Origin of the sequence: Leucobacter massiliensis, from assembly GCF_002982315.1 — a bacterium.
Classification (GTDB): Bacteria; Actinomycetota; Actinomycetes; order Actinomycetales; family Microbacteriaceae; genus Leucobacter; species Leucobacter massiliensis.
This window is the reverse complement of the sequence record NZ_MWZD01000017.1, coordinates 149,945-171,122: the sequence shown is the minus strand read 5'-3', so window position 1 is coordinate 171,122 and position 21,178 is coordinate 149,945. Positions and strand designations below refer to the sequence as shown.

The window sequence follows — 21,178 nt, the reverse complement described above, 5'->3', positions numbered from 1 at the left end:
TGCCGGCTCGGATTGACCGGGCCGGATTCCGAGGTGAGGAGGGGTGGCCCAGGCTGGGATACTGAGGGGGTGACGCAGCACTACTTCTCCGAGACACCGGCCGGCGAGTTCCGCACCCGCGAGATCGAAGTGCGGCTCGCGGGGGCGCCGCGCACGGTCGTGACGTCTGGCGGCGTGTTCAGCCCGGAGCAGCTCGACCGTGGCACGGCGGTGCTGCTGCGCGTCGTCGGGGAGGACGCCGCGGACGACCCCGCTGCGGAGGCGGACGCGGGAGCCGAGGCGGACCCGGGCGCGGCCCCCGGCCCGCTGCTCGACCTCGGCTGCGGCTGGGGGCCGATCGCGCTCCACGCCGCGCTGCAGGAGCCGGAGCGCGAGGTGTGGGCGGTCGACGTGAACGAGCGCTCGCGGGAACTGACCCGGCTGAACGCGGAGCGGCTCGGCCTCGCGCGGGTGCGGGTGGCCGCCCCCGAGGAGGTGCCCGCAGCGCTGCGCTTCGCGGAGATCCGCTCGAACCCGCCGATCCGCGTCGGTAAGGAGGCGCTGCACGGGATCCTGCGGGCGTGGCTCCCCCGGCTCGCGGAGGGAGGCATCGCCCGCCTCGTGGTCGCGAAGCACCTCGGCGCGGACTCGCTGCAGCGCTGGATCGCCGCCGAGTTCCCCGAGCTCGACGTCGATCGGGTCGCGCGCGACAAGGGCTTCCACGTGATCCGGGCGCAGCGACCCTAGGCCGGGCGCAGCGACCCTAGGCCGGGCCACGGGCGGATTCCCGAGGGCGGGCCGGAGACCTCAGCGCTCGCTGACCCGGCCGAAGACGCTCGCGATGGGGGCGAGCACGAGGGGACGGGCGGCCCAGGTGGCGAGCGCGGTGACGAGCAGGCCTGCCGCGAACCACCAGAATCCGGTCCAGGTGGCGGCGTCACTGCCCGCGAACATGTGGTTCAGATTGCGCAGCGCACCGGTCGCGAACACGAGGAACACGTGCACGACGATGAACAGCACGAAGAACAGCATGACCGGGAAGTGGAGCGCACGCGCCAGCGGCGCCGGGTAGATCCGGTTCAGCCGCTCCGCCCGCTCGGGCCACCACGCGCTCATCCGCACCCCGGTGATCGCCGCGAGCGGGGCTGCGAGGAACACGACGACGCAGTACATCAGCTGCTGCAGCGCGTTGTAGTTGACCCACCCGTTCTCGAGCGGCCAGTCCAGCGTCAGATACTGGAGCCCCGCGGAGAGCGCGTTCGGGAACACCTCCCAGCTCGTGGGCACGATCCGCGCCCAGTGCCCCGTCGCGAACAGCAGCACCACGAAGACGACGCCGTTCGCGAGCCACAGCACGTCGAGCGAGGTGTGCATCCAGAGGTGGATCGACACCTTCCTCCCGCCCCGCCTCGGCGCGAAGAAGGCGTCCGGCCGCTGCTTCGTGCGCACGAGCAGGCCGGAGCGGATGATCAGGACCATCAGGAAGAAGTTGAGGAAGTGCTGCCAGCGCGCCCATGCCGGGAAGCCCTCGTCCACGGGCACGGCGGGGTGGTATTCGCCGGGGTAACGCTCCAGGAACGCGGGCACCCCCGGCAGGGTGGTCACCCCGCGCGCGGCGAGCACGATGATCGCGGCCGCGACGACCGCGCCCACCGCCCACAGCACCACGAGCTTCGCCCACTGGCCGAGCGTGCGCGAGCCGATCGTCACCGGCTCCCGCTTGGTGGCCGGTGCGGCAGCGGGAGCCGGTTTCCCGGTGGCCGCCGCCCGGGGTCCGGGATCGGAGATCTGAACGGCCCGGGCCTCCGCCTGCGGCGCGGACGACGGTCCGGGCTCCGGCGCAGCGGCGAGGCTGGCCGGGGCCTGCGCGACGGCGCGCTGCACGGTGACCGTGCCGGCGGGCGGCCAGGGCTCCCCGCCCGGCTTCCGCGGCAGTCCGCGCCGCAGCACGAGCTCCTCTGCCACCGTCGTGAAGCCGGCTCCCGGCTCCACGGCCGACACGCTCGCCGAAGCGGCGGGAGCGGGAACCGAAGACGGGGGCGCTGCGGCCGTGGCCGGAGCGAATCCGGGATCCGGCGAGACATCCTCACCCGGGGCGGTGACCGCGTGGGGCGCGGGCGTTCCGCGATCCCCCGCGACGGCACCGGCGGGCGGCCACGGCTCCCCGCCCGGCACCCGCGGCAGTCCCTGGCGGACACGTCCAGCCGCGTACCTCGCCACGGTCAGGCCCTCAGCTTCTCGATCTCGGCCAGCAGCGCGGGCACCACCGTGAAGAGGTCCCCCACGACCCCGAAGTCGGCGAGCTCGAAGATCGGCGCCTCGGCGTCCTTGTTGACGGCCACGATGAACTTGGCGGTCTGCATGCCCGCCCGGTGCTGGATCGCCCCCGAGATGCCGAGCGCGATGTACAGATTCGGCGACACCGAAACCCCTGTCTGCCCCACCTGATGTGACTGCGGGATCCAGCCCGCGTCCACCGCGGCCCGGGAGGCCCCCACGGCCGCCCCCAGGGCGTCCGCGAGCTGTTCGACCAGTTCGAACTGCTCCTTGCCGCCCAGCCCGCGTCCGCCCGACACCACGATCTTCGCGCCGCGCAGCTCGGGCCTGGAGCCTCCGGTGGCCGCCGGCTCCACCGACAGCACCTCGGCCGCCGGCGCGCCGCGCTCGGGCACCTCCAGCGGCACGACATTCACCGGCTGCGCTGCGGCACGGGCGTCGATCACGCCCTGCCGCACCGTGATCACCGGCGCCCCGTGGGTGACCGCGGACTGCACGGTGTACGCCCCGCCGTAGGCCGAGTTCGTCGCGACCACGCCCTCCGCATCGCGGGCGACCGCCACCGCGTCGGCGATGACCGCGGAGCGGGTGCGGGCGGCGAAGCGGGCCGCGGCCTCGCGCCCCTCGATCGAGTGCGAGACGAGCACCGCGTCGGGGCGCACGACCGCGGCGGCGGCCACGAGGGCGTCCGCTGCTCCCGCGCCGACCACGGCTGCGGCGTCGGCCCGGAACACGGCCGTCGCTCCGAACTCCGCTGCCTGCTCGGCGGCGCTCTCGGGTCCGACGACCACGGCGACCGGGGTCCCCAGCTCCGACGCCGCACCCAGCAGCGCCGCCGCCGACTTCGCCGGCTCGCCCTCAGGGGTGACGTCCACCAGCACCAGGATCGCGTCTGCCGCAAACTCCGTCATCGTCATGTTCCCTTCGGGCTCGTCAGATCAGCTTGTTCTCGGCCAGGAACGCTGCGAGCCGCTGCGCGCCGTCTCCCTCGTCGACGATCTTCACCCCGACCGTGCGCGGAGGCCGCTCCGCGAGCGAGAGCATGATCGCCCGCGAGGGACCGAGGTCGTTCGCATCGATGCCGTAGTCGCCGAGGCTCTTCACCTCGATCGGCTTCTTCTTCGCCGCCATGATGCCCTTGAAGCTCGGGAACCGCGCATCCGGCAGCGCCTCCGTGATCGACGCGACCGCGGGGAGCGGCGCCGTGACCCGCTGGGTCGCGCCGTCGCTCACCCGCGCACCGCTCACGCCATCGGCGCCGATCGTCACCTCGGACAGATTCGTCACCGCCGGCACCCCCAGCAGCTCGGCGAGCCACACGGGCACCATGCCGCCCATGCCGTCCGTCGACTGGTTGCCCGCGAGGACCAGATCGAAGCCCTCGGCCCGCAGCGCGGCGGCGAGCACCTCTGCCGTGAGACCGAGGTCCGCGCCCGCGAGCCCGTCGTCCACGATGTGCGTTGCGGCGTCCGCTCCCATCGCGAGCCCCTTCCGCACCGATGCCGTGGCGCCCTCCGGCGACATCGCGAGCAGCGTCACCTCGACGCCGTCGTTCGCGTCCGCGTGCGACAGCGCCACCTCCAGCGCTCGCTCGCAGATCTCATCGAGCACGTTCTCGCCGCCGGCGCGCACCGCGAGGCCGGTCTCCAGGCTCAGCTCGCGCTCGCCGTAGGTGTCGGGCACTTCCTTCAGCAGGACGACGATCTTCATCGGGCGCTCCACTCTGTTCCGTCAGGGCTCGGGGGTCACTTGGGTCACTTGCGGCCGGTGACCGCGCGGGCGACGATCTCCCGCATCACCTCGTTGGACCCGCCGTAGATGCGGTGGACGCGCGCGTCGAGGAAGGCGCGGGTGATCGGGTACTCGGTGATGTAGCCGTACCCTCCGTGCAGCTGGACCCCGGCGTCGAGCACCTCCCACTCGCGCTCGGTGCACCAGAACTTCAGCTTGGCCGCGTCGTCGGCGGTGAGCTCGCCGCGGCTGTAGAGATCCATGGCCTGATCGACGTAGGCCCACATCGCCTCGACCGTGGTGGCCATGTCGGCGAGCCTGAAGCGGCTGTTCTGGAAGTCGGCGACGGCCTGTCCGAAGGCGGTGCGGTTCGAGGTGTACTCCAGCGTCCATTCGAAGCCGGCCTGCGCGGCCGCGGCCGCGCAGACGCCGATGGAGAGCCGTTCGAGCGGCAGGTTCTGCATCAGCTGGACGAAGCCCAGCCCCTCCCGGCCGCCGAGGAGATTCGCCTCGGGCACGAACACGTCGCTGAAGCTCAGCTCCGCGGTGTCCTGACCGTGGAAGCCCATCTTGTCGAGCTTCTTGCCGTGCTCGAAGCCCTCCATGCCGTGCTCGATGACCACCAGGCTGAAGTCGCCCGCGCGATTGCCCTCGCCGGTTTTCACGAAGGTGACGACGACGTCCGCGGTCTTGCCGTTCGAGATGAAGGTCTTGGCCCCGTTGACGAGATACCCGCCATCGACCTTCTTCGCGGTGGTCGTCGCGCCGCGCAGATCGCTGCCCGCGCCTGGCTCGGTCATGGCGAGGGCGCCGAGCGCCTCGCCGGAGGCCATCTTCGGCAGCCACTTCTGCTGCTGCTCCTCGGTGCCGAAGTGCACGAGATAGGGCACTGCGAGATCCTCGTGGACGCCGAAGGTGCCCGCGAGCGAGCCCAGACCGGCTCGGATCGTCTCCTCGTTCACGACGGCGCGGAAGCGGTAGTCCCCGATCATCCCGGCACCGCCGAACTGCTCGGGCACCGACAGCCCGATGATCCCCTGCTCTCCAGCGGCGAGGATCGTCTGCCGGTCGATCTCTCCGTCGCGGTTCCACTGCTCCGCCCGCTCGTTTGTGGCGTACCGGCGGAGGAACTCCTTCACCACGTCGCGGAACGCCTCGTGATCCTCATCGTAGATTCTGCGCTGCATTGCGGTTCCTTTCCTTCTGCCCATCTTCGCATGCGGAACGCACACTCGGTTCATGCCGCACACATGAAGTATGACTGAGACGGAGTCTCACATCAAGAGCGAAGCAAGCGCCGGAACACTCGAAACCGTCGATACGATAATGATCGGCGTGCCTGACACCGCGTCGCATGAAGAGGGCGGGGCGGAGCTCCGCCCCGGAGGCTCAGTTCCACGGGCGAAGCTCCGCCCCGGAGGCTCAGTCCCGCGGGCGGAACAGGGCGCGACCGAGCAGCAGCGCCCGACGGCGGAGCTCCTCCGCGTCGGCCGGCACGAGGCCGGCTCCCATGTCGTACTCGTAGCCGTCGAAGAAGGCGAGGTACACCGCGACCGCGTCCTCGAGCTCGCCGAGCGGCGACAGCTCACCGCTGCGCACTCCCTCCCGGACCGCGCTCCGCACGTACTCCTCCCAGGACCGGTACACCCGCTCCAGGTGCGGCCGCAGCTCCGGATGCCCGGCCACGGCGGCGCCGAACGCGACCCACATGAAGCTGTGCTCCTGCAGCCCGGGGACCGAGCACAGCCGGTCGACCAGCAGCTCGATCCTCCCCCAAGCGCCGACGGGCGCGGCCGGAGGCTGCGCGAAGGCGGCGAGCAGTTCCTCGCTGAGGTGCCGGATCGCCTGCGCGAGCAGCTCGTCGCGCGTCTCGAAGTAGTGCTGGATGAGTCCGATGGAGACGCCGGCGCGCTTGCCGACGTCGCGCAGCCGCACCCCGTCGTACCCTTGCAGGGCGATGCACTCCGAGGCCGCGGCGAGGATCGCCTGGCGGCGCTCCTCGGCGACGGGATCGAGCGCACGCCCCTCCTCGCCCGTGGCCGCCTCGGTGAGCGACGTCGTCGACATAGCCTCACTCCTCACCGTCGCGGCATGCGCACCGCCCACTCCGTCCCAGACTACTCGTGCAAGCCCGCGAGCCGGGATCCGAGGCGGGCGAAGATCGAGGTCCGCGTCGCCCCGCGCCGCTCCTCGTCCCAGTCCGCGAAGGCGAACATCCGGTACATCGCGTGCACGCCGGCCCAGCGGATCGGCTCCGGCTCCCAGTTGCGCGTCTGGCGTCCCGCCCACGGCAGCGCGGCGTCTCCGTCGCGCTCCCCCAGCACCCGCTCGGCGAGGGTCTTCGCAGCGAGGTACGCCGAGGTGACGCCGTGACCGGCATAGCCCTGCGCGTGGCCCAGCCCGCTGGACGGGTCGAAGCGCACCGAGGCGCACCAGTCGCGGGTCACGCCGAGCACCCCCGACCAGGCGTGCGCGATCCCGTGCGCTGCCGTTGCCGGGAACATCGCGTGCAGCCGCGAGGTGAGCGCCTCGACGGTCGCGCGGTCCACGCGGCCGTCGCCGCCCGTTCCCGAGCCGAAACGGTAGGGGTTGCCCCGGCCGCCGAGCAGGATGCGCCCGTCGTCGGTGCGCTGCGAGTAGCTGAACACGTGCGCCGCATCGCTGAAGAGTTCCCTCCGATTCCAGCCGATCTCGTCCCAGACCTGCTGCGGCAGCGGCTCCGTGATGATGATCGAGCTGTTGATGGGGATGATGCGGCGCGGGTCATCGGCGAGGTCGACGGAGTATCCCTCGGTGCAGCGCAGCACCACACGGGCCCGCACCGATCCGGAGGCGGTGCGGGCCACGCCGGATGCGATCCCCGTGACCTCGCTGTGCTCGTGGATCACCGCGCCGCGGCGCTCCACCAGCGCCGCCAGCCCGCGCACCAGCCCGCCCGGGTCGATGCGGCCCACCGTCGGGTAGAACAGCCCTCCCACGGCGCCCCGCACGCGAATGCGCTCGGCGAGCTCCGCGGCGGAGAGCTCGGCGCCCTCGGCGACCGTATATCCCCAGGCGCGATCAGCGGCCAGGCGGTCCCTGAGGCGCTGCATCGCCGCCGGATTCCGCGCCACCACCACATTGCCGCTGCGGATGGCCGCAGCGTCGATGGACTCGCGTTCGACGATGCCGAGCACCTCGTCGACCGCCTCCAGCATGCGCCGCTGCAGCCGCACGCCCGCCTCCCGAGAACCGGCAGAGCGGGAGAACACGCGGCGATTCCCCGGGACCAGCGGCGAGAGCCACCCCGCATTGCGGCCCGAGGCCCCGTATCCCGCGATCTCGCGTTCGAGGATCACGATCCGGAGGGCCCGATCACGCAGCAGAAGGTGGTAGGCGGCCCACAGCCCCGTGAACCCGGCGCCGACGATGCACACATCGGCGTCCACATCGCCGTTCAGCTCGGCGCGAGCACCGTCGCGACGGCCGGAAGCGAGTCCGCGGGACTGCATCCAGTACGAGATCTCCCCGTTCCTCACGGCGTCCTCACCTTCCCGGCGCGAGGAGCTGGCGGGTCGCGAGCTCCTCCTCGCCGCCACGCGTCGCGCGCTCGTCCTCCGGGACGACGACGGCATGCTCCGGTCGCCAGTGTACGCGGACCCGGTCGCCACCGCGCACCGCGAGCGCGGCCTCAGAGCGCGGCGTGCGCACCTCCAGCTCCGCTCCGTCGTCGGTGCGGACGAGCGAGATCAGCGCCGATCCGACATAGATGACGTCGGCGACGGTGCCGGCGATGCTGTTCGCCGCGCCCGCTGCTCCCCCGGTGGCATCGTCGGGGGCGATGGTGAGGTCCTCGGGGCGGAGCACCAGCACGCCGCGTCCCTCGCGCAACTCCGCCCGCTTCGGCAGCGTGCCGTGCCAGCCGAGCCCGTGGCAGCTGCCGTCGGGCTCCGCGACGCAGGGCAGCAGCACGGACTCGCCGATGAAGTCGGCGACGAACCGGGTCCGCGGCGTTTCGTAGAGCTCGCGGCTCGTCCCCAGCTGCTCGATGGCGCCGTTGTTGTAGACCGCGATGAGATCGCTCATGACGAGCGCCTCCTCCTGATCGTGCGTGACGTACACCACCGTGGAGCCGAGCTTGCGGCTGATCCGCATGATCTCGATCTGCATCTGGGTGCGCAGCCGCTTGTCGAGAGCGCCGAGCGGCTCGTCCATGAGCAGCAGCGGCGGCTCGAACACGACCGCGCGGGCCAGTGCGACGCGCTGCTGCTGCCCGCCGGAGAGTTCGCGGGGCTTCGAGCCCGCGCGCGTGCCGAGCTCCACCATCTCCAGCGCCTCGCGAGCTTTCGCGAGGGCTTCGCGGCGGCGCACGCCCTGCATTTCGAGGGGGAAGGCGACGTTCTGCTCCACGCTCAGGTGCGGGAACAGCGCGTAGTTCTGGAAGACGACGCCGATGCCGCGCTGGTGGGGCGGGACGGCGGAGATGTCGCGCCCGGCGACCGTGATCGTGCCCTGGTCCTGCTGCGTGAATCCGGCGATCATGCTGAGCGTGGTGGTCTTGCCCGACCCCGAGGGGCCGAGCATGGTGAGGAAGGTGCCGGGTTCGAGTGCGAAGGAGACGTCGTCGACGGCGGCCTGCGAGCCGTAGCGCTTCGTCACCCCGCTCACTTCGAGCGCGAAGCGGGAGGCCTCGGTGCCGGGGCCGGGTCGGCCCCGCTGCGAATCTGGGGACATCAGTCGTTTCCCTTCTGGAGTCGGCGCATCGAGACGAGCGCGACGATGGAGAGGACGGTCAGGAACACGCCGACCGCGGCGAGCGTCGGCGTCAGCTGCGTGCGCACCTGCGTCCACATGAACACCGGGAGCGTGCGCGTCTGGGCGTCGGTGAGGAAGATGGACACCACGACCTCGTCCCAGCTCATGACGAAGGCGAAGAGCGCGCCGGCGAACATGCCGGGGGCGATCAGCGGCAGCGTCACGCGCCGGAAGCGCGTCCAGGGGCCGGCACCGAGGCTCGCCGCGGCCCGGTCGTAAACGGGGTCGAGCTGGCTCAGCGTCGCCGTCACGGTCACCACGACGAACGGGAGCGCGAGCACGGTGTGCGCGAAGATCAGGCCGATGACGGATCCGTCGAGGTACCACTTCAGGTAGAGCACGTAGGTGCCGATGCCGATGATCACCGGAGGGATGATCATCGGGCTGACGATCACGGCGGTGATCGGGAGCCGCCACCTCGCGGACACGCGCTGCAGTCCGAGCGCGGCCGCCGTGCCGATCGCGGTGGCGAGCGCGACGGTGCCCAGCGCGACCTGCAGGCTCGTCAGCGCGGTCCGCCCCCAGCTCGGCTCGGTGAGGATCTGCGAGAACCAGTCGAGCGTCCACCCCTCGCCGAAGACGCCGAGCACCGAGGACGCGTTGAGCGACATCGGGATGACGATCAGCGTGGGCAGCATGAGGTAGACGCCCACGAGCGCGGCGAACACGCCCAGCAGCACCCAGCGCGCATGAATCCGCTTCATCGTGCACTCCTTCGGCTCGATCCGAGGCGCTGCACCGCGAAGAGCAGCGCGAGCGAGATCAGGGTTCCCACGAGCAGGACCAGGCCGAGCGCGCTGGCCGTCACCGGGCCGTAGCGGGTGACCTCCTGCACGATCGTCTCGCCGATCATCGCGTCACGGGCGTCGCCGAGCAGCGCCGGCGTGATGTAGAAGCCGAGCGACAGCACCAGCACCAGCACGCAGCCCGAGAGGACGCCCGGCAGGCTCAGCGGCAGGAAGACCCGGACGAAACGACGCCACGGGCCGGCTCCGAGGCTGCCGGCGGCGCGCAGCACCGAGGGCTCGATCTGTCCCATCGTCGTCACCAGCGGCAGGACCATGTAGGGCAGCAGCACGTGCACCATGCCGATGAGCACCCCCAGCGGCGTGCGGATCAATTGCAGCGGCTCGTCGATCAGGCCGAGTGCGCGCAGGGCCCCGTTCACGATCCCCGAGTCCTGCAGCAGCCCCACCCAGGCGAAGCTGCGCACGAGCAGGCTCGTCCAGAACGGGAGCAGCACGACGCCCAGCATGACGAGCCGCATGCGCGGGCCCACCCGCGTCAGCACATAGGCGTAGGGGTAGGCCAGTAGCAGGCAGAGGAGCGTCGTGAGGACGGCCGTGCGGAGCGTGTTGCCGAGCACCAGCCGGTAGATCGGCGAGGTGAAGATCTCCGCGTAGGTGTCGATCCCGTCGCGCAGGCTCGTCTGGACCATCAGGCCCAGCGGGATCACGAAGAAGAGCGCCAGCAGCAGCGCGGCGGGGAGCAGCAGCAGCCACCCCGCCGACCGCGCCGCCGCCGGCCGGCGCACCGTCAGCTCAGCAGCCATTCCTGGAACTTCCGGTCGGTCTCCTCCTGGTGCTCGCCCCACCACTCGTCATCGATGGGCACCTGCGTGTCCAGGTGGTTCGTGGGCCGGTTCGCGTTTTCCTGCACCTCGGGGTTCTCGGCCGCCGCCGCGTTCACCGGGCCGTAGTCCGAGAGCTTCGCGAAGGCGAGCTGCGGATCCTCCTGCAGCAGGAAGCCGAGGGCCCGCTGGGCGTTCGCGGCGTTCGGCGCGCCCTTCGGGATGACCCAGTAGGCGTCGACCTGCAGCCAGGAGTCCCAGCTGATCCCGACCGGGGCCTCTTTGCCGGCGTCGACCGCGCGGCCGACCCAGGCGAGCCCCATCGAGGCCTCCCCGGAGGCGAGGAGCTGCTGCGACTGCGCCGAGGTCTCCCACCAGACGATGTCGTCCTTGATCGTGTCGAGCTTCTTCAGGGCCCGGTCCACGTCGAGCGGGAAGAGGTCCTCGGGGGCGACGCCGTCCGCGAGCAGGGCGGCTTCGAGGACCCCGCCCGAGACGAGCTTGTTGAACATGCGCTTGCCCGGGAACTTCTCGGTGTCGAAGAGGTCTTCCCAGCTGCTGGGGGCGGATGCGTACTCGTCCGTGCGGTACGCGAGCACGGTGGCCTCCACGTCGGCGGCGACGCGGTACTCCTGGGCGGCCCCGTCGATCAGCTGATCCGCATCGACCACCTCGTAGTCGATCGGCTCCAGGTAGTCGGCGTCGGCGGTGGTGCCGAAGTCGTTCGCGACGAGCACGAGATCCCAGGCGGGCCGCTCGCTCTCCACCATGCTGCGCAGCTGCGCGTAGTCGGTGGGACTGTCCTCGACGACCTCGATGCCGCTCTCCTCGGAGAACGGGGCGAAGAACGCGCTCGACTGCGCTTCCTGATAGGGGCCGCCGTAGGAGACGACGGTCATCGTCGTGCTGTCTCCGCCCTCCGCGGCGGGCCCGCCCGCGCAGGAGCTCAGGGCGAGCGCGCCGGCCGCGACGAGCGCGGTCGCCGTGAGGGCTCTGCTGATGGTGTTCATGGTGTTCTCCTTCATCACTCCGGTGTGGTGGGGATCGTGGTCGTGGCTGAGGTGGTGCGGATCGGGGGGGGCGGATGGGGGGCTGATCAGGTGCGCATCCGGTCTGGATCAGCTGCGGATCCTGCTGCCGGTCGAGGCAGCTGCGGGGGCGTCCGGCCGGCTCGGGGCCGGCGGAACCTCCGCTTCGGCGCGCGAGGAGGCGGGCGCCGAGCGGGAGGCGCGCGCTGGCCGGGCGCCGCGCGACAGGGCGGCGAGCCGCACCCCGGCGGCGCTGGCCTCGTCGAGCGAGTAGGCGGCCTCGCCGCGCGCCGAGCCGACGACGACGATGCGCTCGCCGCCCGCCCGGCTCACGGCGTCCGGAGCGGCCTCGGCGTCACTGCGGATCTCGTCGTGCGAACCCGAGTCGCCGTAGACGGCGTGCAACGAGAGCTCCTCGGCGGCGCGGCGCGGGCCGACGGCGCAGACCAGCTCGGCGCGGATGCGCCGGGGCAGCACCGCGTCTCCGGGCCCGGCTGCGCCGCGCAAGCGCACGCCGGTGGCGCGCGACCAGCCGGTGATGCGCTCCACCCGCTCGGCGGGCACGGTCGCGACGATCCGCACGCCGTGCGCGCCCAGCGCCGCGGCCACATCGCCGGCGCGCGGGTCTCCGTCGATCACCACGGCACGTCGCGCCGGGCGCACGCCCTCCACTTCGGCGAGCCTGAGCGCGCCGTCGGGGAGCATCACCCCGGGGAGATCGTGTCCGGGGATGAGCAGCGGCGTCTCGTAGCTTCCGGTGGCCAGCGCGATCGAGAACGGACGGACCTCGTGGCGCACCGGCCGATCCGCGTCGATCACCGGCACCAGCCCGTCGATGAGCCCGATCGCGGTGCCGCGCAGCATCGTGATCCGTGCGTGCGCCGAAGCCCGGCGCAGCAGTTCGCGCACCACATCTGCCGGGCGGGAGGCGGCGGATCCCACGCGCACCGCTTCCGTGCGCACGCGGCTGCGCCCGCCGATGAGCTCCTGATCGACGAGCAGCACGCTCGCGCCTGCGTCTGCGGCGGCGAGCGCCGCGGTGAGCCCGCTCGCACCCCCGCCGATGACGAGCACCTCCGGCTCGTGCCGCTCCACGCGGGCGATCTTCGCGGCGGCGGCGGCGGCCGCGTCGGGGGCCCGGCCGCCGCCGGCGAGCACGGCGAGCACGGCTCCGGCGAGCCGGGAGAGCCGCGGCTGCCGGGCGAACAACGTGAACTGGAAGCCCGCCCTGAGGAAGGGGCGCATGAGGTCGGCCGTGCGCAGCAGGTCGAAGCGGGTGCTCGGCAGCCCCGTCTCGCGCCGGACCCGCTCCCCGCCGCGCACCGGCGTGGTGCAGGACACCGTCGAGGGCATGCCATCGACGCGCAGCGGGCAGTCCCCGCACGCGCCGAAGCCGCAGGTGTATCCGCGCGGCCGGTGATACTTGATGCCGCGCGACAGGGTCCGGGTCCCCGTGGCGTGCAGCGCCCCCGCGATCGACTGCCCGGAACGCGCCGGGATCCGTCGGCCCTCGAAGGTGAAGCTCAGTTCTCGTTCGGTGCTCACGCGGTCTCCTCCGCAAGATCCATGTCCACCACAAGCGAGCCCTCGCGGATCCACGCGCCGCTCCGGGTGCGCTCGATGCCGAAGGGGGCCATCCGCGGATCCGTGTCACCGGACACGATGTGCCGGGCGAGCAGCTCCGCGGCGCCGGGGGCGCCCATGAAGCCATACACCCAGCCGACGCTCAGCACCAGACCGGGCACTTCGGGCACCGGGCCGAGCACCGGGGCGAGGTCGGGGGTCTGGCTGACGGTGCCCGCCCAGTGCCGCAGCAGGCGGACGCCCGCGAGCATGGGGAAGAGCCGCACGAACTTGCTCGCCATGTCCTGCAGCACCGTCCAGGTCCCGTTGAGGCTCGTGCTCTCGTCGACCCGGGCCAGCTCGGTCCCGCCGACGAACTCGCCGCGTCCGGTCTGGTGGCAGTAGCCGAGCAGTTCGAGGGCGGCGACCCCGGGCTTGAGGAAGGGGCGCACGGGCTGCGTGACGAGCATCTCCAGGCGGGCCGCGACGAGTGGCATCCGGAGGCCCGCCATCGCGTTGATCTCGAGCGCCTGCCCGCCGGCGGCGTTCACGACGGTGCTCGCGCGCACCTCCTGCCCCCGCGCGGTGCGGACGCCGATCACGGCGTCGCCGTCGCGCAGGAGCTCCACCACCTGCTCACCGGCCACGATCTGCACGCCGAGGCGCGCCGCGTTCTCCAGGTACGCCGCCACGACCGAGTCGTGGTGGGCGAAGCCGGCCTGTTCCTGCAGCACCGCACCGCGCACGAGATCGGGGTTCGCGGCGGGCAGCGCGCGCCGCGCCTCGCGCTCGTCGAGCAGCTCGGTGCGGATGCCGAGACCGTGCTGGAATCGGTGATCGGCGCGGCACTGATCCCACTGCTGCTCGGTCGAGGCGAGGACGGCATAGCCGCTCCGGTTGAAGAGCACGTTCATGTCGAGCTCCTGGGAGAGCCCGAGCCACTTCCGGCGGGAGAGCTCGAAGAGCTCGCACCACTCGCGGGAGCCGAATGCCGAGCGGATGAGTTCCCCGTTTCGGCCGCTCGCGCCGCCGCCCGGCCAGGAGCGATCCAGGACGAGCACGTCGCTGTGCCCGCGCTTCGCGAGCTCGTAGGCGATGGCGACGCCCTGCACCCCCGCTCCGATGATGATCGTGTCGTATCCGGAGCGGAGCGGGCTCGTCGAGACACCGGGCAGCGCCATCAGGCCGCCTCGCCCTCGGGGAGCTCGCGGGGAGCGGGTGCGCCGGTTCCTTCGCGCTCCGCGCTCGGGTCGACCTCGATCAGCGCACCCAGGGCGACCGGGGCGACGGGCACGCGGGCGGCGGGGCGGCGCTGCTCGCCGACACGCTCGACGCCACGCTCGGCGAGGAGTCGCTGGACGAGGGGCGAGCAGAACTTGCCCTGGCACGCCCCCATGTACACGGCCGTCGCGCGCTTGATCGTCTCGGGATCGGTGTGGCCATGCGCGATGGCGTCCTCGATGTCTCCGACCGTCACGTCGTGACAGGGGCAGATCACCGCCCTGCGCGCTTCCTTGCGTGTCATGTTTCCTGCTTCGTCGTCGATGCCTTCGCCCGGTATCACCATAATACAAACTTATTGCCAGTGCGCAAGAGGATCTTCGCGCAGGGCCACGGCGCCGCCCACGGCGGCGTGAACGGCAGCCCCGCCGAGTCAGGGAAGGGCGATCTCCCCCGAGAAGACGAGCTCGGCGGGCACCTCGCGGCCGCGAAATGCACAGCATTTCGCAGCGAGGTGAAAGCGCCGCCCACGGCGGCGAGAACGGCAGCCCCGCCGAGTCAGGGAAGGGTGATCTCCCCTGAGAAGACGAGCTCGGCGGGTCCATTGAGAGAAACGTGCTCCCCCTCCTCCGTGGGGAACATCCGCACCGCGAGGCGGCCTCCGGGCACCTCGACGCTCCAGTGGTGCGGCATGCCCTCGCCACCCCAGTGGCGGAAGGCGAGCGCGGCGGCCGCCGTGCCGGTGCCGCAGGAGAGCGTCTCGCCGGAGCCCCGCTCGTGCACGCGCATGCGGATGCGAGCGACGCCGTCGCGGATCAGCGGCTCCTCGGGGACGACGAACTCCACATTGGCGCCCTGGGCGGGGGCGGGCTCGATGGCCGGCGGACGGTGCAGATCGAGTCCTTCGAGCTCCCCGAGGTGGGCGAGCGCGACGACGAGGTGCGGGTTGCCGAGGTCGATCCCGAGCCCCGGCCGGGCCACGTCGAGGCCGTGCGCGGCGACGAGGCGCTCCTCGGAGAGCCGCCAGCGCCCGAGGTCCACGGTGTAGCCGCTGACTCCCGCCAGGACGTCCTTCACCCCGGCGCGGGTGCCGATGGGCAGCGTGTCGCGGCGCTCGGGCGCGACGAGCCCCTCGGCGATGAGGTAGTGGGCGTAGACGCGGATGCCGTTGCCGCACATCTCGGCCGGCGTGCCGTCGGCGTTCCAGTAGTCCATGAACCACTCGGCTTCCGGCTCCTCCTCGAGAATCGCGGCGCCCTCGGGGAGGGATCGGGAACGGACGGCGCGGATGACTCCGTCGGCGCCGACCCCGAAGCGGCGGTCGCAGAGGAAGCGGATCTGCTCGGGGGTGAGCGGCCGTTCGCCCTCGGGGTCGGTGAAGAGCACGAAGTCGTTGCCGGTGCCGTGGCCCTTGGTGAAGGAGAGCGTCGTCATCCCTCCAGTCTAGGGCGGGGCTCGCACGGGGCGTCAGCGCGCGTCGATCCACTCCACGCCGGGGTAGCGCTTGAACCAGCCGATCTGGCGGCGCGCGTAGCGGCGGGTGAGCGCCTGCGTCTGGGCGATGGCCTCGGCCTCGCTGAGGCGGCCGTCGAGCTGCGCGAGGGCCTGCGCGTAGCCGATGGCGCGGCTCGCGGTCCTGCCCTCGGCGATGCCGCGCGGGAGGAGGCCGCGCACCTCGTCGAGCAGGCCCTCCGCCCACATGCGCTCGACGCGCCGGTCGAGTCGTTCCACGAGCGCTGCGCGATCGCGGCGCAGGCCGAGGAGGCTGGTGTTCGGGTGCCACAGAGCGGGGGCGCTGGGCAGCGTGAGCTGCGGGTCTCCGCCGAGCAGCACGACCTCCAGCGCCCGCACCACGCGCCTGGGGTTGCGGGCGTCGACCTGTTCCGCGGCGGCGGGGCTGAGGGTGCGGAGCCGTTCGAGCAGCGGTTCGGTGCCGCCTGCAGCGAGCTCGGCCTCGAGCTCGGCCCGCAGGGCGTCGTCGCGAGGCGGGAAGCGGAAGTCGAAGATGACGCTCGACACGTAGAGTCCCGAGCCTCCGACGAGGATGACATCGGATCCGGAGGCCATGAGCTGGCCGATGACGGCGCGGGCGAGCGGCTGGTACCAGGCGACCGCGGCCTCCTCGGAGGGTTCGCGCACGTCGAGGAGGTGGTGCGGGATCCCGCGGCGCTCTCCGGGCGGCAGCTTGGCGGTGCCGATGTCCATGCCGCGATAGAGCTGCATGGCGTCGGCATTCACGATCTCAGCGGGCCGTCCCGAGGCTGCGAGCTCTTCGGCGAGATCGAGCGACAGCTCCGATTTGCCGGTGCCGGTCGCGCCGACCACCGCCCAGAGGCGCGGGCCTGCGTCGGCGGCTGCGGTCCCGTCCACGTCAGTTCGCGGCGACGGCGCGGATCGCGGGCATGCCGAGTCCGACCGCGCGTGGCGTCCCGGACGGCGCGGGCACCCCGCAGCTGTCGGCCTGGCGGCGATCCCAGGCGTCGCCGGCGCGGGTGCGGCGGACCGCGTAGCTGCCGCTGAGGTCTGCGATGAGGAAGTGCGGGGCGGCCGAGGTCACGGCGACGGTGACGACATCGCCGGGACGGGGCTCCGCGCCCCCTTCGGGGACGGCGAAGTGGACGAGGCGGTTGTCCTCCGCTCGCCCGGAGAGGCGCCGCGTCTCCGCGTCCTTCTTGCCCTCGCCGACGGAGACGAGCACCTCGACGGTGCGGCCGATCTGCGCCTGGTTCTCTTCGAGCGAGATGCGCTCCTGCAGCTCCATGAGTCGCTCGTAGCGTTCCTGCACGACGGCCTTGGGCACCTGCTGCTCCATGGTGGCTGCGGGGGTCCCGGGGCGGATGGAGTACTGGAAGGTGAAGGCGCTGGAGAAGCGCGACTGCTCGACGACGCGCAGGGTGTCTTCGAAGTCGGCGTCGGTCTCACCGGGGAAGCCGACGATGATGTCGGTGGTGATCGCGGCGTGCGGGATCCGCTCGCGCACGGCGTCGAGGATGCCGAGGAAGCGACGGGAGCGGTAGGAGCGGCGCATGGCCTTGAGCACCGTGTCGGAGCCCGACTGCAGCGGCATGTGCAGCTGCGGCATGACGTTCGGGGTCTCGGCCATTGCGGCGATGACGTCCTCGGTGAAGGCGGCCGGGTGGGGGCTGGTGAAGCGCACCCGCTCGAGCCCGTCGATGTCGCCCATGGCGCGCAGCAGCTTCCCGAATGCGAACCGGTCCCCGAACTCGACGCCGTAGGTGTTCACGTTCTGGCCGAGCAGGGTGACCTCGATCGCGCCGTCGTCCACGAGCGCCTGCACCTCCGCGAGCACGTCGCCGGGGCGCCGGTCCTTCTCCTTGCCGCGCAGCGAGGGCACGATGCAGAAGGTGCAGGTGTTGTTGCAGCCGACGGAGATCGACACCCATCCGCTCGAGGACGAGTCCCGCTTGGTGGGCAGCGTCGAGGGGAACACCTCGAGCGCCTCGAGGATCTCGACCTGCGCCTCGGCGTTGTGGCGGGCGCGTTCGAGCAGCTGTGGCAGGGAGCCCATGTTGTGGGTGCCGAAGACCACGTCCACCCAGGGGGCCTTCTCGACGATGACGCCCTGGTCCTTCTGCGCGAGGCAGCCACCGACGGCGATCTGCATGCCGGCCCGCTCGCGCTTCACGCCGGCGAGGTGTCCGAGGTTGCCGTAGAGGCGGTTGGCGGCGTTCTCGCGCACCGCGCAGGTGTTGATGACGACGACGTCGGCGTTCTCGGGATCGTCGGCGGCGACGTAGCCGGCGGCTTCGAGCGAGCCCGACATGCGCTCGGAGTCGTGCACGTTCATCTGACAGCCGAGGGTGCGCACGGTGTAGCTCCGCGGACTCCCGTCGGGACGCAGCGCGGCGGGCGACGGTGCGATCTCGGTGGGTGCGGAGGTGGCGGCAGTCATGCGATCCAGTCTACCGAGGGGAGCCTGGGCCGAGCCCCGCGGACGGCGCCGGGGACACGGCTGCAACGCTCCCGGCCGCGAGGCGCGCGAGCGGAACCGGCTCAGACGAAGCGCACTCCGCCTGCGCAGCCGCCGCGGCCCTCGCCTCCGACGCCGTCGAGCGCGTCGCGAGCTGCGCGGAGGGCCGGCTCACCCGACCAGCCGCGGCGGGCGAGGTAGCCGAGCAGTCGGCGCTCGGCGGTCTGGCGGTCCACCCCACCCAGCTTCCGCGCCCGCTCCGCGGCGGTCTCGCGCAGGATCGCGAACTCCTCTTCGGCATCGAGCTCGCCGACGGCCTCCTCGATGACCGCGTCGGGCAGCCTGCGCTCGCGGAGCTTGACCCGGATCTGGGATCGGCTCGCACGCTTGGCGTCGCGCAGCTTCTCGGTGAGGGCGCGGGCGAGACCGAGGTCGTCGAGATAGAGGCTGTCCGCGAACTCCGCGATGACCGCCTCCACCTCGCCCGGCTCGTGGTCGAGGCGCAGCAGTTCCTCCCGGAGCTCTCCGCTCGATCGCGCGCGGCGCGCCAGAATGCGCACACCGTCCGCTTTCGCGGTCGGCCGCTCGACCGAGCCGGGGGCCTCGCCGAGTTCCTCGGCTTCCTCCGCTTCGGAGGCAGCGCCGACGCGCTCGGGCGCCGTCGCCGCCTCGCCCGCCGACGACTCGCCGTCGTGGCCGGGCTCCCCCGCCGGCCGGTCCTCGGCCTCCCGGCCGCGGCGGCTGAGCAGCGACCGCAGTTCGATCACCTCGGCCAGGTCTTCCCGGTCCGGCGCGCCGTGCGCGGGTCGCTCGCCCGGGTCTGGCAGGAATCGGACAGCCATGCGCTCAGGCGCTCGCGCGCTGCGGGGCGGGCGCCACGGCCGGGGCCTCCGCCGCAGCCGCCTCCTCTTCGCCGCGGCCGTTGACGCCGAGCTTGGTGAGGATCTTCTCCTCGATCTCGGCTGCGACCTCCGGATTCTGGATGAGGAAGCGCCGCGCGTTCTCCATCCCCTGCCCGAGCTGATCGCCGTCGTAGGTGAACCAGGCGCCGCTCTTCTTGATGAAGCCGTGCTCCACGCCGTAGTCGATCAGCGAACCCTCGCGCGAGATGCCGACCCCGTAGAGGATGTCGAACTCGGCCTGCTTGAAGGGCGGAGCCATCTTGTTCTTCACGACCTTGACCCGGGTGCGGTTGCCGACCGCGTCGGTGCCGTCCTTGAGGGTCTGGATACGGCGGATGTCGAGTCGCACCGAGGCGTAGAACTTCAGCGCCTTGCCGCCGGAGGTCGTCTCGGGGCTGCCGAAGAACACGCCGACCTTCTCGCGCAGCTGGTTGATGAAGATACAGGTGGTCTTCGTGGCATTGAGGCTGCCGGTGATCTTGCGCAGCGCCTGCGACATGAGCCGCGCCTGCAGGCCGACGTGGCTGTCGCCCATCTCTCCGTCGATCTCCGCCTTGGGTACGAGGGCCGCCACGGAGTCGATGACGACGAGGTCGACCGAGCCCGAGCGGATCAGCATGTCCGCGATCTCGAGCGCCTGCTCGCCGGTGTCGGGCTGCGCGACCAGCAGCGCGTCGATGTCCACGCCCAGCTTGCGCGCGTACTCGGGGTCGAGGGCGTGCTCCGCGTCGATGAAGGCGGCGATGCCGCCCGCGCGCTGCGCGTTGGCGATCGCGTGCAGGGTCAGCGTGGTCTTGCCCGAGGACTCCGGGCCGTAGATCTCGATGATGCGCCCGCGCGGCAGGCCGCCGATGCCGAGCGCCACGTCGAGCGCGACCGAGCCGGTGGGGATCACCTCGACGGGCGCGCGCTCGACGCTGCCCATGCGCATGATCGCGCCCTTGCCGAAGTTCTTGTCGATCTGGGCGAGCGCGGCCTCGAGCGCCTTCTCGCGGTCCTTCGGTGCTGCCATGGTCCTGCTCCTTCGTCTCTGCGCGGCGGTCGCCGCCGGGTTGCTGCCTACCGACTGTCTCGACCCCGGTGCGGGGCAGACAAGGCATCGATGGCCGATTGCTTCTCACCCTAGGAGGGACCACTGACACTGACGATGCCGAGGGATCGATCTGTGGATGGGGAACAGTTCAGCTCACCTGTGGACGAAGATACCACCACTCGAACACATCTTCGAACACCGCTGCTCGGAGTGTCGGGGCGTGGCGCCGGCAGGGACAGGGGCGAGCACTGCGCAGAGGGCACCTCCCTTACCGCCGGGCGACCCACCGGGGCCGCAGGCCCGGCTCGGTCAGTCGCGCGGGTCGCGCAGGCCCCTGCCGTAGCGACGCTGCTCGGGCACCCCGAGATCGACGCAGAGCGCCTCCCACACCTCTCGGGCCGGCACCCCCCGCTCCAGCGCCTCCTCGGGGGTGCCCTGGAGACTCGCGAGCCAGTGATCCCGCAGCAGCACGCCGGAGTAGTCGGCGCCGAACTCATCGGCGCAGGCGCGCCGGAACTCGCTCAGCTTCACCGGGCGGCCCACCTCGCAGCGAGGTGCGGCGCCCGGGAGGAAACGCGCAGCCCTCCGGCGCCCCGCGGAGCGGACAGCGGAAGGGCGCCCGCATCCCGGAGGATCGAGCGCCCTGATCGCGGCGCCGCCGAGCGGCCGCCGCCGTTCACGCGCGGGACGTGCACCGCCCTACGACACCAGCTCGGTGGCGTACCCCGAGACGAGTTCCGCGGGAACCGTGTCGGGCACCCGGTCGCCGAGCGGCATCGTGAGCCCCTCGACCACGGCGAGACGCTCGCTCACCTCGCCCATGATCACCGAGAGCGGCGTGTCGAGGGCGTCCGCCACGGCGGCGAGGATCTCGCTCGACGCTTCCTTCTGCCCGCGCTCGACCTCGCTCAGATACCCGAGCGCGACGCTCGCCTCACCGGCGACCTGACGGAGCGTGCGGCCCTTCTGCAACCGGAAGTCCCGCAGCACATCGCCGATCTCCTGACGCATCAGCACCATGTGGGCCCTCCTTCACTCGCACGAACCCCTCGTGCGTCCACCATACCCGCTCACCGGCGGGAGTGCCGCTGCGGGGACACCGTCCAGTCTGACGGGCGTCACTGAGAGTAACCCCGGCGAGAGCGGCGG

At 72.0% G+C, this 21,178-nt stretch carries 21 protein-coding genes; 1 reads left to right on the top strand and 20 read right to left on the bottom strand.

The window, feature by feature from the left end; all coding sequences use genetic code 11:
* Window positions 1-69: 69 nt before the first annotated feature.
* Window positions 70-726, top strand: coding sequence for a class I SAM-dependent methyltransferase (locus B4915_RS07650; RefSeq protein ID WP_105805227.1), 657 nt, complete (start codon window positions 70-72; stop codon window positions 724-726).
* Window positions 727-786: 60 nt separating this feature from the next.
* On the opposite strand, the gene B4915_RS07645 is transcribed toward B4915_RS07650, so the two are convergent.
* The 20 genes from B4915_RS07645 to B4915_RS07550 all read right to left on the bottom strand — a co-directional run bounded on the left by B4915_RS07645 (window position 787) and on the right by B4915_RS07550 (window position 21,049).
* Window positions 787-1,971, bottom strand: a complete 1,185-nt coding sequence (locus tag B4915_RS07645) for a cytochrome b/b6 domain-containing protein (RefSeq protein WP_245907398.1) — start codon at window positions 1,969-1,971, stop codon at window positions 787-789.
* A gap of 230 nt (window positions 1,972-2,201) precedes the next feature.
* Window positions 2,202-3,167, bottom strand: a complete 966-nt coding sequence (locus B4915_RS07640; RefSeq protein WP_105805225.1) for an electron transfer flavoprotein subunit alpha/FixB family protein — start codon at window positions 3,165-3,167, stop codon at window positions 2,202-2,204.
* 22 nt (window positions 3,168-3,189) lie between these two features.
* Window positions 3,190-3,966, bottom strand: coding sequence for an electron transfer flavoprotein subunit beta/FixA family protein (locus B4915_RS07635; RefSeq protein WP_105805224.1), 777 nt, complete (start codon window positions 3,964-3,966; stop codon window positions 3,190-3,192).
* Between the two features lie 44 nt (window positions 3,967-4,010).
* Entirely contained in the window at window positions 4,011-5,174 is a 1,164-nt protein-coding gene (locus B4915_RS07630) for an acyl-CoA dehydrogenase family protein (protein ID WP_105805223.1), read from the bottom strand.
* A 235-nt stretch (window positions 5,175-5,409) separates the two neighbouring features.
* On the bottom strand, window positions 5,410-6,054 hold the full coding sequence (locus B4915_RS07625) for a TetR/AcrR family transcriptional regulator (RefSeq protein WP_105805222.1): 645 nt from the start codon (window positions 6,052-6,054) through the stop codon (window positions 5,410-5,412).
* A gap of 50 nt (window positions 6,055-6,104) precedes the next feature.
* Window positions 6,105-7,505 carry an NAD(P)/FAD-dependent oxidoreductase gene (locus tag B4915_RS07620; RefSeq protein WP_181158496.1) on the bottom strand — a complete coding sequence of 467 codons (1,401 nt, stop codon included), beginning with the start codon at window positions 7,503-7,505 and terminating at the stop codon, window positions 6,105-6,107.
* A gap of 7 nt (window positions 7,506-7,512) precedes the next feature.
* The gene (locus tag B4915_RS07615; protein ID WP_105805220.1) at window positions 7,513-8,700 is read right to left on the bottom strand and encodes an ABC transporter ATP-binding protein; all 1,188 of its coding nucleotides are present in this window, start codon (window positions 8,698-8,700) and stop codon (window positions 7,513-7,515) included.
* Window positions 8,700-9,485, bottom strand: a complete 786-nt coding sequence (locus B4915_RS07610; RefSeq protein WP_105805219.1) for an ABC transporter permease — start codon at window positions 9,483-9,485, stop codon at window positions 8,700-8,702. Before B4915_RS07610 ends, B4915_RS07615 begins: the two co-directional genes overlap by 1 nt.
* Window positions 9,482-10,333 (bottom strand): ABC transporter permease, encoded by an 852-nt coding sequence (locus B4915_RS07605; RefSeq protein WP_105805218.1) that lies wholly within the window; start codon window positions 10,331-10,333, stop codon window positions 9,482-9,484. Before B4915_RS07605 ends, B4915_RS07610 begins: the two co-directional genes overlap by 4 nt.
* Window positions 10,318-11,361 (bottom strand): ABC transporter substrate-binding protein, encoded by a 1,044-nt coding sequence (locus tag B4915_RS07600; protein ID WP_181158495.1) that lies wholly within the window; start codon window positions 11,359-11,361, stop codon window positions 10,318-10,320. The genes B4915_RS07605 and B4915_RS07600 overlap by 16 nt, the downstream gene beginning before the upstream one ends.
* Before the next feature lie 108 nt (window positions 11,362-11,469).
* Entirely contained in the window at window positions 11,470-12,924 is a 1,455-nt protein-coding gene (locus B4915_RS07595; protein WP_181158494.1) for a 2Fe-2S iron-sulfur cluster-binding protein, read from the bottom strand.
* Entirely contained in the window at window positions 12,921-14,123 is a 1,203-nt protein-coding gene (locus B4915_RS07590) for an NAD(P)/FAD-dependent oxidoreductase (RefSeq protein ID WP_105805215.1), read from the bottom strand. The genes B4915_RS07595 and B4915_RS07590 overlap by 4 nt, the downstream gene beginning before the upstream one ends.
* Complete coding sequence (locus tag B4915_RS07585) at window positions 14,123-14,467, bottom strand: (2Fe-2S)-binding protein (RefSeq protein ID WP_181158493.1); 345 nt, start codon at window positions 14,465-14,467, stop codon at window positions 14,123-14,125. The genes B4915_RS07590 and B4915_RS07585 overlap by 1 nt, the downstream gene beginning before the upstream one ends.
* Window positions 14,468-14,721: 254 nt before the next feature.
* Window positions 14,722-15,597, bottom strand: coding sequence for a diaminopimelate epimerase (gene dapF, locus B4915_RS07580; RefSeq protein ID WP_105805213.1), 876 nt, complete (start codon window positions 15,595-15,597; stop codon window positions 14,722-14,724).
* Window positions 15,598-15,630: 33 nt separating this feature from the next.
* A complete protein-coding gene (gene miaA / locus B4915_RS07575; RefSeq protein ID WP_105805212.1) occupies window positions 15,631-16,533 on the bottom strand; it encodes a tRNA (adenosine(37)-N6)-dimethylallyltransferase MiaA in 903 nt (300 codons plus the stop codon).
* A 1-nt stretch (window position 16,534) separates the two neighbouring features.
* A complete protein-coding gene (gene miaB, locus B4915_RS07570) occupies window positions 16,535-18,076 on the bottom strand; it encodes a tRNA (N6-isopentenyl adenosine(37)-C2)-methylthiotransferase MiaB (protein WP_105805211.1) in 1,542 nt (513 codons plus the stop codon).
* 101 nt (window positions 18,077-18,177) lie between these two features.
* Window positions 18,178-18,936: a regulatory protein RecX gene (locus B4915_RS07565; protein WP_105805210.1), complete on the bottom strand. Its 759-nt coding sequence runs from the start codon at window positions 18,934-18,936 to the stop codon at window positions 18,178-18,180.
* 4 nt (window positions 18,937-18,940) lie between these two features.
* Window positions 18,941-20,008 (bottom strand): recombinase RecA, encoded by a 1,068-nt coding sequence (recA, locus tag B4915_RS07560; protein ID WP_105805209.1) that lies wholly within the window; start codon window positions 20,006-20,008, stop codon window positions 18,941-18,943.
* A gap of 330 nt (window positions 20,009-20,338) precedes the next feature.
* Window positions 20,339-20,560 carry a DUF3046 domain-containing protein gene (locus B4915_RS07555; RefSeq protein ID WP_105805208.1) on the bottom strand — a complete coding sequence of 74 codons (222 nt, stop codon included), beginning with the start codon at window positions 20,558-20,560 and terminating at the stop codon, window positions 20,339-20,341.
* Between the two features lie 168 nt (window positions 20,561-20,728).
* Entirely contained in the window at window positions 20,729-21,049 is a 321-nt protein-coding gene (locus tag B4915_RS07550; RefSeq protein WP_105805207.1) for a helix-turn-helix domain-containing protein, read from the bottom strand.
* Window positions 21,050-21,178 lie beyond the last annotated feature (129 nt).

Excerpts from the sequence above, each read along its gene's own strand:
- B4915_RS07640 (WP_105805225.1), bottom strand. The coding sequence starts at position 3,167 with ATGACGGAGTTTGCGGCAGACGCGATCCTGGTGCTGGTGGACGTCACC.
- B4915_RS07635 (WP_105805224.1), bottom strand. The coding sequence starts at position 3,966 with ATGAAGATCGTCGTCCTGCTGAAGGAAGTGCCCGACACCTACGGCGAG.
- B4915_RS07630 (WP_105805223.1), bottom strand. The coding sequence starts at position 5,174 with ATGCAGCGCAGAATCTACGATGAGGATCACGAGGCGTTCCGCGACGTG.
- B4915_RS07625 (WP_105805222.1), bottom strand. The coding sequence starts at position 6,054 with ATGTCGACGACGTCGCTCACCGAGGCGGCCACGGGCGAGGAGGGGCGT.
- B4915_RS07615 (WP_105805220.1), bottom strand. The coding sequence starts at position 8,700 with ATGTCCCCAGATTCGCAGCGGGGCCGACCCGGCCCCGGCACCGAGGCC.
- B4915_RS07610 (WP_105805219.1), bottom strand. The coding sequence starts at position 9,485 with ATGAAGCGGATTCATGCGCGCTGGGTGCTGCTGGGCGTGTTCGCCGCG.
- B4915_RS07605 (WP_105805218.1), bottom strand. The coding sequence starts at position 10,333 with ATGGCTGCTGAGCTGACGGTGCGCCGGCCGGCGGCGGCGCGGTCGGCG.
- B4915_RS07600 (WP_181158495.1), bottom strand. The coding sequence starts at position 11,361 with ATGAACACCATCAGCAGAGCCCTCACGGCGACCGCGCTCGTCGCGGCC.
- B4915_RS07590 (WP_105805215.1), bottom strand. The coding sequence starts at position 14,123 with ATGGCGCTGCCCGGTGTCTCGACGAGCCCGCTCCGCTCCGGATACGAC.
- B4915_RS07585 (WP_181158493.1), bottom strand. The coding sequence starts at position 14,467 with ATGACACGCAAGGAAGCGCGCAGGGCGGTGATCTGCCCCTGTCACGAC.
- dapF (WP_105805213.1), bottom strand. The coding sequence starts at position 15,597 with ATGACGACGCTCTCCTTCACCAAGGGCCACGGCACCGGCAACGACTTC.
- miaB (WP_105805211.1), bottom strand. The coding sequence starts at position 18,076 with ATGACTGCCGCCACCTCCGCACCCACCGAGATCGCACCGTCGCCCGCC.
- B4915_RS07565 (WP_105805210.1), bottom strand. The coding sequence starts at position 18,936 with ATGGCTGTCCGATTCCTGCCAGACCCGGGCGAGCGACCCGCGCACGGC.
- recA (WP_105805209.1), bottom strand. The coding sequence starts at position 20,008 with ATGGCAGCACCGAAGGACCGCGAGAAGGCGCTCGAGGCCGCGCTCGCC.
- B4915_RS07550 (WP_105805207.1), bottom strand. The coding sequence starts at position 21,049 with ATGGTGCTGATGCGTCAGGAGATCGGCGATGTGCTGCGGGACTTCCGG.